This window comes from Streptomyces sp. NPDC058663 (genome assembly GCF_042716745.1).
Taxonomy (GTDB): domain Bacteria; phylum Actinomycetota; class Actinomycetes; order Streptomycetales; family Streptomycetaceae; genus Streptomyces.
Map to the genome: position 1 here is coordinate 140,119 of NZ_JBHXRV010000005.1, position 13,852 is coordinate 153,970.

Below are 13,852 nucleotides of genomic sequence, written 5' to 3' on the forward strand. Positions count from 1 at the left end.
GGACGCGTGAGCGAGAACGAGCATGAAGCCAAGATGGCGCACCCGCGGATGGCAGCGGGTGCGCTCTTCTTTGATGCCCAAGACCGTGTCCTGCTGGTTGAGCCGACGTACAAGGACTACCTCGACATCCCCGGGGGGTACGTCGAGACCGGGGAATCTCCGCTGCAGGCGTGCGTGCGGGAGGTCCACGAAGAACTCGGGATTACGCCCGGCATCGGAAGCCTGCTCGCCGTGGACTGGGCGCCAAGCCCCTCGGAGGGCGACAAGGTCCTGTACATCTTCGACGGCGGCACCCTGACGCCCGAGGTTGAGGCTCAGATCCGCCTGCCAGCCGAAGAACTGCGCACGTACGGCTACCACCCACTGGCCGACGTGGGTGCACGCACCATCCCCAGGCTCGCACGACGGATTCAGGCAGCCGCAGCGGCCCGCCGGGACGGACGGGTGAGCTACCTGGAGCACGGGCAGGAAGCAGTGTCCCGCTGAACCTCTGTACTGGCGGACCGGGCGCATTCGTGGTCTCAGTTCTGGTCTCATTCACTGACGTACGCCGATGTTCGTCGCGGTTCATCGACACGTTCAAGTGCAGCGCCGTCACCCATTCGCACTGCCATGAACGAGGGATCACAGACCTCGAAAGCGTGTGATGGTGCAAGCTATCCGTGGGTTCAAATCCCACCGCTACCGCCATCAGAAAGCCCCCGCCCGGGAAACCGGGCGGGGGCTTTCTTCATGCTCCGTCTTTCTTCACCGCGCGGACCCTCACGGCGCATGCCCGGCAGCCCCGGCCTTGGGGGAAGGCCGGGGCTGCCGGGGGTTCTGGGCGGGCGCGGGCGCCCGGGTCGGGGGTGAGGGCGGGCGGTGAGGGCGGGGGAAGCGGCATCGGGGGGACAAGCCGCTTCCCCCGACGAGAACGGACCCCCAAGTCCGTGCCGCCGTCAGGGGAGAGCGCGGCACGGACCCCGCAGTGAGGTCCGGTTCCTCGCCCGGTGGACTCCTGCCAGATCCTCCGGGCTCATGGACCATCCTGCTCCAGCCGGCGGCACCGCGGTGCCGCCAAAGGGCCTGCGGGGGCGGGCCCTTGGACCTTAAAGAGGGAGTGAAGAATTCCGGAAGAGCCCGGCAGCCGGCCGCGTGAGCGGATTCACCCACTGGAGTTGTCCGGTCGTACGGTTAGACTCTCGCGACTGCTCGGCGGACCACAGGGGAGGGTCTGGGCGTGGACATCAAAAAGGCCATCCTGTACATCTTGGTCGTTTTCGTGCTGTACACGATCATCACCTCCCCCGACAAGGCGGCGAACATGGTCGGGCTAGGCTTCCAGGGCCTGTCCGACGCGGCCCGGGGCATCGGTTCGTTCATGACCAATCTCGTGAAGTAGCCGGCCAGCAGGCGAGCCCGCGGCGTACGCGGCAGGGCCGCTCCCGCTTCCCCAAGGAGTGCCCGTGATCCGCCATCTGGTCCTCTTCAAGCTCAACGAAGGTGTCAACCGCGACGAGCCCCGGGTACAGGCCGGTGCGAAGGCCTTCTCCGAGCTCGCGGACCTGGTCCCCGAGCTGGAGTTCTGGGAATGCGCCTGGAACATCACGGACCGTCCCATCGCCTACGACTTCGCCATCAACTCCGCCGTCGCGGACGCCGACGCGCTGAAGCGCTACATCGAGCACCCGGCGCACCAGGCGGCGGCCGCGCAGTGGCGCGAGTTCGCCACCTGGGTGATCGCCGACTACCCCTTCTAGTACACCGTCCGCAGGGAAGAAACGCCCGGCCCCGCATCTCTTCGATGCGGGGCTTTTGCATGGCTATGCCCCAACTTGCGCCCCAACACGGTGTTATGCGGTGCTTGCACACAGTGCACATGTCTTGTGATGCTATGACCGCTTTTGACGGATGGTGAAGTGAAGTGTCCAGGTAGCGACCGAAAAAGGGGTGGCGTGACCGTGCCGGCCAGTACTGCTCCACAAGCGCCGCCCTCCCAGGCGACCTCTCCGGAGGCCCCGGCCACCCGTGAGACCCCGACCACCCCTGAGACCCCGACCACCCGCGAGGCCCCGTCCCGCGAGGCACCCCCGGCCACCGGGACACCGGCCACCGGGACTCCGCTCGCCGGAGCACCGTCCGCCGGAGCCCCCCTCGCCGGGACGGTGCCCACCGGAACGCCGCCCACCGGGACGCCGCCCACCGAGACGACGCTCACCGAGACCCCCGAGCGGATCCCCGGCGCCCCCGCCGCCCGCACCCGTGGCGCGGACACCCGGGCCCTCACCCAGGTGCTGTTCGGCGAGCTCAAGAACCTCGTCCCCGGCTGCCGCGAGCACTCCCGGGTGCGCGCCGCCCTCATCGAGGCCAACCTGCCCCTGGTGCGGTACGCCGCCGCCCGGTTCCGCTCGCGCAACGAGCCGATGGAGGACGTCGTCCAGGTCGGCACCATCGGGCTGATCAACGCGATCGACCGCTTCGACCCGGACCGGGGCGTCCAGTTCCCCACCTTCGCCATGCCGACGGTGGTCGGCGAGATCAAGCGGTACTTCCGGGACAACGTGCGCACCGTGCACGTCCCGCGCCGGCTGCACGAGCTGTGGGTGCAGGTGAACGGCGCGACCGAGGACCTCACCACCGCGCACGGCCGCTCCCCCACCACCGCCGAGATCGCCGAGCGGCTGCGGATCGGCGAGGACGAGGTGCTGGCCTGCATCGAGGCCGGCCGCTCGTACCACGCGACCTCGCTCGAAGCGGCCCAGGAGGGCGACGGCCTGCCCGGCCTGCTCGACCGCCTCGGCTACGAGGACCCGGCCCTTGCCGGGGTCGAGCACCGGGACCTGGTGCGCCACCTCCTCGTCCAGCTCCCCGAGCGCGAGCAGCGGATCCTGATGCTGCGCTACTACAGCAATCTGACGCAGTCCCAGATCAGCGCCGAGCTGGGGGTCTCCCAGATGCATGTGTCACGGCTACTTGCCAGGAGCTTCGCGCGCCTGAGGTCCGCAAATCGGATCGAGGCGTAACCCTCGCGGGTGGAACCTGCGGGGGGCAGAAAAGCCGCACACCCCCTCTTTCCTGCATGTATTTGTCGACTTGGCGCTACAGCGTGTTGCCGACATGTGACATTCTGCTGGAACCGCGTTTGCCGCAGCTCCGCCGCCGGTATTCAGGTGGAGGCTGCTTCCTCCGACGGGAAGCGTCTGCCGCTACCGTCCGCGACCCTAAGAGGGGGTGGCATGTCCGTAGAACAGGGCAGTTCGAAGGTGCTCATCAAGGATGCGCCCGACATGCTCGACCGTGCTCCGGCGATCCAGATCCCGGTGCAGCCGGTACCCGAGCAGGTGGCGCCCGTCCAGGCGCCGCCGATCGTTTCCCAGCCGGAAGCACTCGACACCCGCACGCTGTCCCGCTCCCTGTTCCTGCGGCTCGCCGTCCTCGACCAGGACAGCCCGGAGCGCACCTACGTCCGCGACACCCTCATCGAGCTCAACCTGCCGCTGGTGCGGTACGCGGCCGCGCGCTTCCGGTCGCGCAACGAGCCGATGGAGGACATCGTCCAGGTCGGCACCATCGGCCTGATCAAGGCGATCGACCGCTTCGACTGCCAGCGCGGGGTGGAGTTCCCCACCTTCGCGATGCCGACGGTGGTCGGGGAGATCAAGCGCTTCTTCCGCGACACCAGCTGGTCGGTGCGGGTACCGCGGCGTCTCCAGGAGCTGCGGCTCGCGCTGACCAAGGCGAGTGACGAGCTGGCCCAGAAGCTGGACCGCTCGCCCACCGTGCCCGAACTGGCCGTCGTGCTCGGGGTGTCCGAGGACGACGTGGTCGACGGCCTGGCGGTGGGCAACGCGTACACCGCCTCCTCACTGGACTCGCCCTCCCCCGAGGACGACGGCGGCGAGGGGTCGCTCGCCGACCGGCTCGGTTACGAGGACACGGCGCTGGAGGGTGTCGAGTACCGCGAGTCGCTGAAGCCGCTGCTGGCCAAACTGCCGCCGCGCGAGCGCCAGATCATCATGCTGCGTTTCTTCGCGAACATGACCCAGTCGCAGATCGGCGAGGAGGTCGGCATCTCCCAGATGCACGTCTCCCGGCTGCTGACCCGCACCCTGTCCCAGCTCAGGGAAGGGCTCATCGCCGACTGACCCCGCAGCACCGAGGCGGATCGGTGCCGCCAAGTACCGCCACCCACTGGTCATTTGACGGTTCGTCAGTGAAACTGGCGCGATGCGACGTCAGCGTGTGGCCGTGGGTGCCGGTGCGGTCGCGCTGTGCCTGGGCGGCCTGCTGACCGTCCTGGGCGACGGCGGGGGCGAGCAGGGATTCGTCGCGGTGGGTGCGGCAGGAGCGGGGCCCGGAAGCGCCCCGACGAAGGCCGTGCCGCCCGAGGGCGGAGTCGAGTTCGTACCGCTCGACGCCCCCGGCCGTGCCGCGGAAACGTTCAACCCGCCGCCCGCAGCGCCTGGTTCGGCCGCGCACCGCACACGGCCGGCCACCACCCCACTGGCCACCACTCCGCGGGCCACCACCCCGCCGGCCACCACTCCGCGGGCCGGCGGCCGGCCGGCTCCCCCGCCCACGTCCTCGAAGCCGGCCCCCGGGCCGGGTCCCGCCGAGCTCACGGTGGGCTCACCGGTGCGCGCCAAGGCGGACCGGCGGTGGTGCGAGAAGGTCACCGTCGGGCTGCGGAACTCCGGCGGGACGGCGGTGCGCTCGGGCACCCTGACGTTCGCGACGCACATCATCGGCGCGCTGGGCGTCGACTGGGGGACCCGTACGTCCTCCCAGCCGCTGCCCGGGCCCATCGGCCCCGGAGCGGCCAGGAGTGCGACGTACACCGTCTGCGTGGACGCGTGGCGGGTGCCGCTGGGGATGCACGTGGAGACCCGGAGGGTCACCGCCGCCTGGAAGTGAGGTCGTGAGTCCTGAGGAAGAGGCGGTCCGTACTAGCCGAGTGCGAGCCAGGCCACCGCGGCCAGCACGACCACGACGGCGACGATGCCGACGATCAGTCCGGTCTTCGGGCCCGACGACTGCGCCGCGGGCTGCGAGCGGCGCTGCTGCTGCGCGGGCTCCTCGTCCACGAACGCACGGAACATCTGGGTGCTGCCCGCCGGGTCGTAGTTGCCCTCGGGACCTTGGCCCTGGGGGGCGTGGGGGTTGTGTGCCATGCGCGAGACCCTAGCGAAGGTGACCCCCTGAGCGACAGCCCAGGGGGTCACTCCTCCGGCGATCCCCGCTGAGCTGCGCCTTTACCGGCGGTACCCGGGGCCTTGACCGGCCGATCAGGGAGCCTTTTGGAATCCTTTGCCCGAGAGGCCCGAAATTAATTTGTCTGAAGCAACCATCTACTCATATGGTTGCCCTAAGCAACAAGATGCGCATGAGGTTCAAGGAGGTGCCGTGGCCGCACAGAGTCAGTACGAGGAACTGGCCCGCCAGCTCAGCGCCTTCGGCGCGGTGAAGAGAGGGCTGGCCCGCATCCTTCCGCTGGAATGCCCGCCGCCCTCCGCCGCCGTCCTCACCCTTCTCGACCGGCAGGGCGAGATGCGGCTCAGCCGGCTCGCCGAGCTGATGGCCATCGACATGTCGGTGACCAGCCGCCATGTCGCCCATGTCGCCGAGCGCGGCTGGATCGACCGCTCGCCCGACCCGGGTGACAAGCGGTCCCGGATCCTCCGTCTCACCCCGGCGGGCAAGTCCGTCCTGGACGAGCTCTCCCGGCACACCACCGAGTTCCTCGCCGACACCCTCGGCGACTGGTCCGACGACGAGGTCGGACAGCTCAACGCGATGCTCGCCCGCCTGCGGAGCAGCTTCGGCGACTGCCGTTCCCGGGCGCCCGCGCCGTTCGGCTGCACCGCGCCCACCGCGGCCGGCGACCCGCCGGGCCCTGTGGACACCGCCGCGGGCGGCCCGTCCGGCACCCCGGACACCGCTCCCACGACTTCCGCTATACCCGCAACACCTGCGTAAAGGACAAGGATTCCATTGGCTACGACCACACCCACCGGTGTGCGGGGCGGCCACGCCAAGCACGGGGCGCCCGCCCCTGCCTCCGACAGTGCCGCACCGATGACGCACCGCCAGATCATGGAGGCCCTGGCCGGCCTCCTGCTCGGCATGTTCGTGGCGATGCTGTCGTCGACGATCGTGTCGAACGCCCTCCCCGAGATCATCCGCGACCTCGACGGCACCCAGTCGGCCTACACCTGGGTCGTCACCGCCGCCATGCTGTCGATGGCGGTCACCACCCCCATCTGGGGCAAGATGGCGGACCTGTTCAGCAAGAAGCTGCTGGTCCAGATATCCCTGATCATCTTCGTGATCGGTTCGGCACTGGCCGGCCTCTCGCAGAACACCGGGACCCTGATCGCCTTCCGTGTCCTCCAGGGCATCGGCACCGGCGGTCTGGTCGCGCTCTCCCAGATCGTGATAGCCGCGATGATCCCGCCGCGCGAGCGCGGCCGGTACTCCGGCTACATCGGTGCCACCTTCGCCGTGGCCACCGTCGGCGGACCGCTGCTCGGCGGTGTCATCACCGACACCTCGTGGCTCGGCTGGCGCTGGTGCTTCTACGTGGGCGTGCCGTTCGCGGCCCTCGCCCTGGTCATCCTGCAGAAGACGCTCCACCTCCCGGTCGTCAAGCGCAAGGTCAAGATCGACTGGTTCGGCGCGTTCTTCCTGGCCGCCTCGGCGTCGCTGCTGATGATCTGGGTGACCCTCGCGGGCAAGAACTACGACTGGATCTCCTGGCAGACCTACCTGATGGTCGGCGGGTCGATCGTGCTCGGCGCGATCTTCATCGTGATCGAGTCCAAGGTCTCCGAGCCGCTGATCCCGCTGCGCTTCTTCCGCAACCGCACCATCGCGCTCACCGCAGCGGCGAGCCTGTTCGTCGGTGTCGCGATGTTCGGCTCGACCGTCTTCCTGAGCCAGTACTTCCAGCTCGCCCGGGACAAGTCGCCGACGATGTCCGGCGTCATGACCATCCCGATGATCGCCGGTCTTTTCCTCTCCTCGACGGTCTCCGGCGCGGTCATCACCAAGACCGGACGCTGGAAGGGCTTCCTGGTCGGCGGCGGTATCGGTCTGGTCGCGGGCCTCGGAATGCTCGCCACCATCGCGTACGACACCGACTACTGGCAGGTCGCCGTCTACATGGCGGTCCTCGGCCTCGGTCTCGGCATGATGATGCAGAACCTGGTGCTCGCCTCGCAGAACCAGGTCAAGCCGCAGGACCTCGGCGCGGCCAGCTCGCTGATCACCTTCACCCGCACCCTGGGCGGCACGCTCGGCGTCTCCGCACTCGGCGCGGTCCTCTCCACCCGGATCACGCACTACGTCGAGGAGGGTCTGGAGAAGGCACACATCCAGCTCCCGCCCGGCGGCGCGGCGGCCGGTGACGGCATCCCGGACATGGACAAGCTCCCTGCCCCGCTCAGGACCGTCATGGAGAGCGCGTACGGCGACGGCATCGCGGACCTGTTCCTGTACGCCGCGCCGATCGCCCTGGTCGGTCTGATCATGGTGATCTTCGTCAAGGAGGTCGCCCTGAAGACCTCGCACGACGGGGAGATCCCCGCGTCGGCCACCGCCGCCACCGCCTCCGCCTCCGCGCAGGACGGGACGCCGGCGGGCAGCCCGGCCGAGATCCTCGCCGGAGCCACCGGCAGCACCGGCAGCACCGGCAGCACCCAGGAGTTCCCCGTGACGCAGCCGCTCCCCGCAGGGCCGCCCACCGGGCGGACCGTGCACGGTTTCGTCCGTACCGCCGAGGGCGTTTCGGTGCGCGGCGCAGCGGTCACGCTGATCTCGCTGGCCGGCCGTCAGCTGGGCCGCTCGGTGGCCCAGCCGGACGGGCGCTACGCGGTGGACGCCCCGTCCGCCGGCTCGTACGTGCTGATCGCCTCGGCCGACGGCTTCCAGCCGCAGGCCTCCACGGTGACCGTCGGCGACGAGCCGATGGCGTACGACATCCTGCTCTCGGGCACCAGCGGGCTGAGCGGCGCGGTGCGCAGCGCGGCCGACGGTACGGGCGTCCCGGACGCCATGGTCATCGTGACCGACGTGCGCGGCGACGTGCTGGCCACCGGGAAGTCCGGGGAGAGCGGCGAGTTCGTCTTCGGCGAGCTGGTCCCAGGAACCGTGACCGTCGCGGTCAACGCGGCCGGTTTCCGGCCGATGGCCCTGCCGGTGGAGATCGGCGGCACGGGTGTCACCCGGATCGAGGCCGTGCTGGCCGCGGGTGCGCTGGTCCAGGGCACCGTGCGGGCGGGTGCCGCCCGCCGGCCGCTGCCGGACGCCCGCGTCACGCTCATGGACGCGGCGGGCAACGTGGTCGCCACCTCCACCACCGGTGACGACGGCGCGTACGCCTTCACCGACCTCGACACGGGCGAGTACACGGTCATCGCGACCGGCTACCCGCCGGTGGCCGGCAGCCTGACGGTGGCCGGGCGCGGCGTGGACGCGCACGACATCGAGCTCGCCCACCCGGGCGAGTAACCCAGAACCTCCGGCACGGGGCGCGTTTCGAGCGGAGGCGCCGCCCGGTGCCGGGGAGCGGGGCCCGCCCGGTGGCGGGGCTCGGAGGGCCCGTCCGGCGGAGGGGACCCACGAGCCCGCCCAGGGGGCGGGGCCCAGGGGGGCGACAGGCAGGGGACGGCCTGTCGCCCCCCTCTTTCTTCTTCTTCCTTCTCAGTACGTACGAGAGATGCAGGCAGGTATCGGTATGGGACTTCGCGCACAGGTACGGACCCGGGACGGCTGGGCCGTGCAGCACGCGGTGGTGACCGTCACCGACATGACCGGCACGCAGGTGCTGCGGGCGACGGCCGACGGCGACGGCACGGTCAGCGATCCGGCCGCACTGGCGTCCGGCCCGTACACGGTCATCGTGACCGCGGTGGGCTACGCGCCCGTCGCCCAGACCGCGCTGGTCACGGCCTCGGGCCGGATCGACGCGGGCACCGTGACGCTGATGCGGCAGGGCGGCGTGGAGCTGCCGCCGCCCGGGGTGTGGACCATCGACCCGGTGCACTCGTCGGTCGGCGCGGTGGCGCAGCACCTGGGGATCTCCAGTGTGCGCGGCAGGTTCACCGAGTTCGGCGGGCGGATCGAGATCGCGGAGGACCTGGCCGAGTCGCGGGTGGAGGCGGTCATCTCGTCCGCGACCATCGACACCGGCAACGGCATGCGGGACGGGCACCTCAAGTCCCCGGACTTCCTGGACGTCGAGACGTACCCGCAGATCACCTACCGCAGCAGCGCCCTCCTGCCGGCCGGCCCGGACCGGTGGACGGTGCGGGGCGAGCTGTCGCTGCACGGTGTGGTGCGCGAGGTCGACCTCGACCTCAGCTACCTGGGTACGGGCCCCGACCCGTGGGGCGGGCTGCGGGCCGCTTTCCACGCCACGGCCGACCTGCGGCGGGACGACTTCGCGATGAACTACAACCAGGTGGTCCAGGCAGGCATCTCGGCGATCGGCGCGACCCTGCGGGTGGAGCTGGACGTGCAGGCGGTGCAGGGGGAGACCCTGCCGCAGGGGTAGCCGCGCGTCAGGTGCGCCGGTGGAAGCCGCCCGGGGAGGGGTCGGGGGTGTCAGGTGCGCCGGTGGCAACCGCCCGGGAGGGGGTCAGGTGCGCCGGTGGAAGCCGCCCGGGGCCGGCGGGTGGCCGCCGGTCTGCAGGACCAGTTCGTGGCAGACGTCGCGGAGTTTGATGTTCCGCCCCTGGGAGGCCCGGCGCAGGAGGTCCAGGGCCTGGTCGGCCGGGCATCTGCGGCGGGCCATCACGATGCCGATCGCCTGGTCGATCACATAGCGGGACTCCATCGCCGCCCGCAGGTCGTCGGCTGCCGCCGACTCCCTCTCGATGCGCTCGGCGACCGCGACCGCGCCGGCCGCCTGCTCGGAGAGGCGGCGGGCCAGCTCCCTTTCCTCCTGGAACGCCTTCGGCTTCTGGGAGTAGAAGTTGAGGGCTCCGACGGTGTTGCGGCGGACCTCCATGGTCCGCGGTTCGGAGGGCGTGCGGACCGTGACCGACAGCGGGGCGGCGAAGACCGAGCGGATGCCCTGGGCGGCGGCGAGACCGGGGTAGGGGCCCCAGCGCTCCTCGCCGATGGTGTCGGCGACGTACTCCTCGACACCGTTCTCCAGGCTGCAGACGCACGGTCCGGCCTCGACCTCGTACTGCATGGCGTCGAGCAGCAGCGCCTCGCTGTCGCTGCTCGCGGTCGTCACGAGCTGCCCGTTCCTGCGCATCGTGACGCTGCACGAGTCCGCGCTCTCCAGCGAGGACACCGCGTGCATGGTCAGCTCCTGGAGGAAGGAGTCGAGCCCCCTCCAGTCCGTCAGCGCGTCGTGCACCGAGCCGAAGTCGAACCCGAAGTGGCTCCGACCGGCTCCTGACTCTGTCGTCTCGGTCATACCTCCGCTGGTGCCCCCGTTGGGGCCAAAAACGCCGCTCCGTTCGGTGCGCGGGTGCGTGCGCCTCCCGCGTGCGCGGATGTGTTTCGCTCCCTCGACCGGGGGCCGGAGGCGTGCTCCAATGGAGGTCCAGGTCAGGAAGAGGCCCCCCCCGGACACGACGCGCATCCCCCGCCGTCGGCATCGGACAGGTGACCGCTGTGCCCTTCCGCTCGACCCTTTGCGGTATCTCCCAGCTCCCGCACCGCTGCCTGGTGCTCGTCATGCCGTACGAGGTCGACCTGGCCAACTACGAGGCGATGTACGCGGCGGTGTGCCGTGCGCTGGAGCTGCGGCACGGCCGGATCGACGTGCTCGTACTGGACTTCACCGGGACGGCCTTCACGGACAGCCGCGGCGCCCGGCTGGTCTCGGCGACACGGGAGTACGCGGCGCGCGCGGGCGTCACGGTACGGCTGGCCGCGGGCGAGCACCGCCGGGAGGGCGGGGTGGTGCGCCGGGTGGTGACGCTGACCGGGCTCAGGCGGGACGTGCCGGTGTACGGGACGGTGCGGGAGGCGGTCGCGGGGGTGGACGAGGTGCTGGCCAGGATCGTGTGAGGCGGGGGCTACGGCGTGCCGTGGGCCGCGCCGGTGGCTTCGATGCCCGCGATCAGGATGTCGAGCGCGTAGTCGAAGTCGCGTCCGTACATCTCCGCGACCGTGTCGCCGCCGCGGGCCTCCATCAGCGCCGTCGAGTCGCGGAACAGCTGCGTGTTCTCCAGCTCGCCGGCGATCAGCCCCATCGACTCCTGGAAGAACTCGTCGGCACTCAGCCCGGCCTCGGCGGCCCGCTGGTGGAACTGCACCTCGCTGGTGGCGTACCCGAACACGAACTGGAAGACGGCGGCCATCGTGCCGGCTTGCCGCGCCAGCGGCAGCCCGGTCTTGCGCATCACGCCCAGGGTGGCCTCGTGGAAGGCCATGAAGCGCGGCCCGATGTTGAGGTACCTCCCCATGAGGGAGGTGGCCCACGGGTGACCCACCATCAGTTCGCGGTAGCTGTAGGCGAGTTGGCGCAGCTGCACCCGCCAGTCGGTGTCGTCGTCGGGGTCCGGCACGGTGAGCTCGCCCGCCACCCGGTCCAGGGCCAGTTCGAGGAGGTCGTCCTTGGTGGCGACGTACCAGTAGACGGACATCGCGGTGACGTTCAGTTCGGCGGCCAGCCGGCGCATGGAGAACTTGGCGAGGCCCTCGGCGTCGAGGAGCTCGACGGTCGCGGCGGTGATCCGCTCGCGGTCGAGCCCCGGGGCGGCGGGGCGGCCGGAACCCTTGGCCGCGGCGGTCTCGGACCTGCGCCCGCCCCCACCGGCCCGGCTCCCACTCCCGCCCCCGCTCCCGCCCCCGGTGCCGCTCCCGGCGCCGCTCCCGCCGTCCGCGCTCCCGCCGCTGCGCGGCTTCTTCGCGTCCAGCCACACGCTGCTCTGTCCGGGCTTCCCGGGCTTCCCGGGCTTCTTGACGCGGTCGGCCGGCGGCACCATGGGGACTCTCCTCGGTTCTGCTCGGTTCTGCTCGGTCCAGACGGTTCTACCCGGCCCGTCGGTCTGTCGGCCCGGCGACCCCTCGGTCCGTCGACGCCGCGGCCCGTCGGTCCGTCGGTCCGTCGGTCCGTCGGTCCGTCGGTCCGTCGGTCGAGTCGACCCCTCGGCAGTCGGCAGTCGGCAGTCGGCAGTCGGCAGTCGGCAGTCGGCCCAGCTGTGCCGAGCGGGACGGACCGTGTTGTTCCGGTTCGTCCCGCCGATGGTATGCCGCCTGCTCCTCCGGCGGTACGGGTGCGCGGGGCCGGACCTGGCGTTCTTTCTGCTCCGGCCCCGGTCCTACTTCTGCCCGTGGCCGGAAGCATCCACCCCCGCGTCGGACCGCTCCGCCCGCCGCAGCAGGAGCGCCGCGAGCAGTCCGCCCACCAGCACCGCTGCCGCGCCGACGAGCTGGCTGGTCTCCAGACCCGCCGAGAACGCGTCCCTGATCCGGTCCCGTTCCCCCTCGCTGCCCGCAGAGGCCATCGCCGCCGGGAGCGACACCGCGCCGGCGGCGGCCGGGAAGAGCGCCGCGAAGCGGGAGTTGAGGACCGCGCCGAGGACGGCGACGCCCAGCCCGTTGCCGAACTCCGCCATGGTGCCGTTGATGCCCGCCCCCACCCCGGCCTTCTCCGGCGGGATGGCACTCATGAGCGCGTTGGCCATGGCGGGCATGGAGAACGCGATGCCCGCCCCCATCACCACGAGCCCCAGCAGCATTCCTCCGTAACTGTGGCCCCCCAGGGTGGCGATGCTCGCGAGTCCGGCGGCGGTCAGCAGCATGCCCAGAGCGATCGTCTTCGGCGTACCGAGCTTCCTCAGCAGCCGGGCCCCCACACCCGCCAGGTTGAGGACGACGACGGCAGCGGCGAGCGGCGCCGTCCGCAGCCCCGCGTCCAGCGGCGAGTACCCGAGCACGAACTGGAGGTGCTGGGTGAGCAGGTACAGCGAGCCGCCCATGCCGAAGGCGACCAGGATCGACCCCGTGACGGCACCGATGAAGCGCTGGTCGCGGAAGAAGTGCATGTCGAGCATCGGATGCGGAGCGCGCAGTTCCCACCAGGTGAACGCGGCCAGCGCCATCGCCCCGGCCCCCGCCGCAAGCAGCACCTGCCCGGACGTCCAGCCGTGTTCCGGACCGGAGATGATCGCGTACACGACCGAGGCCATGCCGATCGTGGAGAGCAGCGCACCGGGCAGGTCGGGCCGGTCCCCCGCCGGGTTCCTGGACTCCGGGACCAGGGCGAGGACCGCGACCAGTGCGAGCACTGCCACCGGGATGTTGATCAGGAAGATCGCGCCCCACCAGAAGTGGTCGAGCATGAATCCGCCGAGCAGCGGGCCTGCGGCGAAGCCGAGGGAGCTGACCGTCGACCACAGGGCGATCGCCTTGACGCGCTCGGTGTCGTCGAAGATCTGCATGATCACGGCCAGCGTGGTGGTCATCAGCAGCGCTCCGCCGACCCCCATTCCGGCACGGGCGGCGATCAGCTGGCCGGAGGTCTCGGCGAGCCCGGCGACCAGCGAACCCACCCCGAACAGCACGAGCCCGGCGGCCAGCATCCGTTTGCGCCCGTAGCGGTCGGCCGCACTGCCCGCGGTGAGCAGCAGCCCGGACTGGACGAGCGAGTACGCGTTGATCATCCACTGGATGTCGGCACCGGAGGCGTGGAGTCCGGTGGTGAGGGAGGGGATGGCGACGTTCAGGACGGTGTTGTCGAGCAGCACCGTGAGCTGGGCGAGACAGATGACACCGAGGATCAGCCAGCGCTGGGGGTGGCCTCGGGGGCGGGAGACGGACTGGTTGCGGTCGGTGGCGGGCGCGGACACGGCGAAGCTCCTCTACGGCGTACAGCTGGCTTGCTGTACACCGTAGAGGTGTCTCCTGT

General features: G+C 70.8%; 14 protein-coding genes. 10 read left to right on the top strand and 4 right to left on the bottom strand.

From position 1 onward, the window contains the following. The first annotated feature begins 6 nt into the window (after nt 1–6). The 6 genes from ACFWVV_RS05515 (at nt 7) to ACFWVV_RS05540 (ending at nt 4,893) form a co-directional block, all read left to right on the top strand. Entirely contained in the window at nt 7–486 is a 480-nt protein-coding gene (locus tag ACFWVV_RS05515; RefSeq protein WP_384343276.1) for an NUDIX domain-containing protein, read from the top strand. 763 nt (nt 487–1,249) lie between these two features. After that, on the top strand, nt 1,250–1,381 hold the full coding sequence (locus ACFWVV_RS05520) for a hypothetical protein (RefSeq protein ID WP_384343274.1): 132 nt from the start codon (nt 1,250–1,252) through the stop codon (nt 1,379–1,381). Nucleotides 1,382–1,445: 64 nt separating this feature from the next. Further along, a complete protein-coding gene (locus tag ACFWVV_RS05525) occupies nt 1,446–1,739 on the top strand; it encodes a Dabb family protein (RefSeq protein ID WP_384343271.1) in 294 nt (97 codons plus the stop codon). 405 nt (nt 1,740–2,144) lie between these two features. After that, complete coding sequence (locus ACFWVV_RS05530; protein WP_384343600.1) at nt 2,145–3,002, top strand: RNA polymerase sigma factor SigF; 858 nt, start codon at nt 2,145–2,147, stop codon at nt 3,000–3,002. Nucleotides 3,003–3,215: 213 nt separating this feature from the next. After that, nucleotides 3,216–4,124: an RNA polymerase sigma factor SigF gene (locus ACFWVV_RS05535; RefSeq protein WP_384343269.1), complete on the top strand. Its 909-nt coding sequence runs from the start codon at nt 3,216–3,218 to the stop codon at nt 4,122–4,124. 82 nt (nt 4,125–4,206) lie between these two features. Next, nucleotides 4,207–4,893: a hypothetical protein gene (locus tag ACFWVV_RS05540; protein ID WP_384343266.1), complete on the top strand. Its 687-nt coding sequence runs from the start codon at nt 4,207–4,209 to the stop codon at nt 4,891–4,893. 32 nt (nt 4,894–4,925) lie between these two features. On the opposite strand, the gene ACFWVV_RS05545 is transcribed toward ACFWVV_RS05540, so the two are convergent. Further along, a complete protein-coding gene (locus ACFWVV_RS05545) occupies nt 4,926–5,150 on the bottom strand; it encodes a hypothetical protein (RefSeq protein WP_384343264.1) in 225 nt (74 codons plus the stop codon). A 232-nt stretch (nt 5,151–5,382) separates the two neighbouring features. On the opposite strand from ACFWVV_RS05545, the gene ACFWVV_RS05550 reads away from it, so the two are divergent. The 3 genes from ACFWVV_RS05550 to ACFWVV_RS05560 all read left to right on the top strand — a co-directional run bounded on the left by ACFWVV_RS05550 (nt 5,383) and on the right by ACFWVV_RS05560 (nt 9,532). Beyond that, the gene (locus ACFWVV_RS05550; protein ID WP_384343261.1) at nt 5,383–5,955 is read left to right on the top strand and encodes a MarR family transcriptional regulator; all 573 of its coding nucleotides are present in this window, start codon (nt 5,383–5,385) and stop codon (nt 5,953–5,955) included. A gap of 15 nt (nt 5,956–5,970) precedes the next feature. Beyond that, entirely contained in the window at nt 5,971–8,487 is a 2,517-nt protein-coding gene (locus tag ACFWVV_RS05555) for an MFS transporter (RefSeq protein WP_384343258.1), read from the top strand. Between the two features lie 226 nt (nt 8,488–8,713). After that, nucleotides 8,714–9,532, top strand: a complete 819-nt coding sequence (locus ACFWVV_RS05560; RefSeq protein ID WP_384343254.1) for a YceI family protein — start codon at nt 8,714–8,716, stop codon at nt 9,530–9,532. An 84-nt stretch (nt 9,533–9,616) separates the two neighbouring features. Here the strand turns inward: ACFWVV_RS05560 and ACFWVV_RS05565 are convergent, their stop codons facing one another. Continuing rightward, a complete protein-coding gene (locus tag ACFWVV_RS05565) occupies nt 9,617–10,408 on the bottom strand; it encodes a GAF and ANTAR domain-containing protein (protein ID WP_384343252.1) in 792 nt (263 codons plus the stop codon). Between the two features lie 191 nt (nt 10,409–10,599). On the opposite strand from ACFWVV_RS05565, the gene ACFWVV_RS05570 reads away from it, so the two are divergent. Beyond that, the gene (locus tag ACFWVV_RS05570; RefSeq protein ID WP_384343249.1) at nt 10,600–11,007 is read left to right on the top strand and encodes an STAS domain-containing protein; all 408 of its coding nucleotides are present in this window, start codon (nt 10,600–10,602) and stop codon (nt 11,005–11,007) included. Between the two features lie 8 nt (nt 11,008–11,015). On the opposite strand, the gene ACFWVV_RS05575 is transcribed toward ACFWVV_RS05570, so the two are convergent. Together ACFWVV_RS05575 and ACFWVV_RS05580 are read right to left on the bottom strand one after the other, a co-directional pair. Continuing rightward, entirely contained in the window at nt 11,016–11,927 is a 912-nt protein-coding gene (locus tag ACFWVV_RS05575; protein ID WP_384343247.1) for a TetR/AcrR family transcriptional regulator, read from the bottom strand. A gap of 336 nt (nt 11,928–12,263) precedes the next feature. Further along, entirely contained in the window at nt 12,264–13,793 is a 1,530-nt protein-coding gene (locus ACFWVV_RS05580; protein ID WP_384343244.1) for an MFS transporter, read from the bottom strand. Nucleotides 13,794–13,852 lie beyond the last annotated feature (59 nt).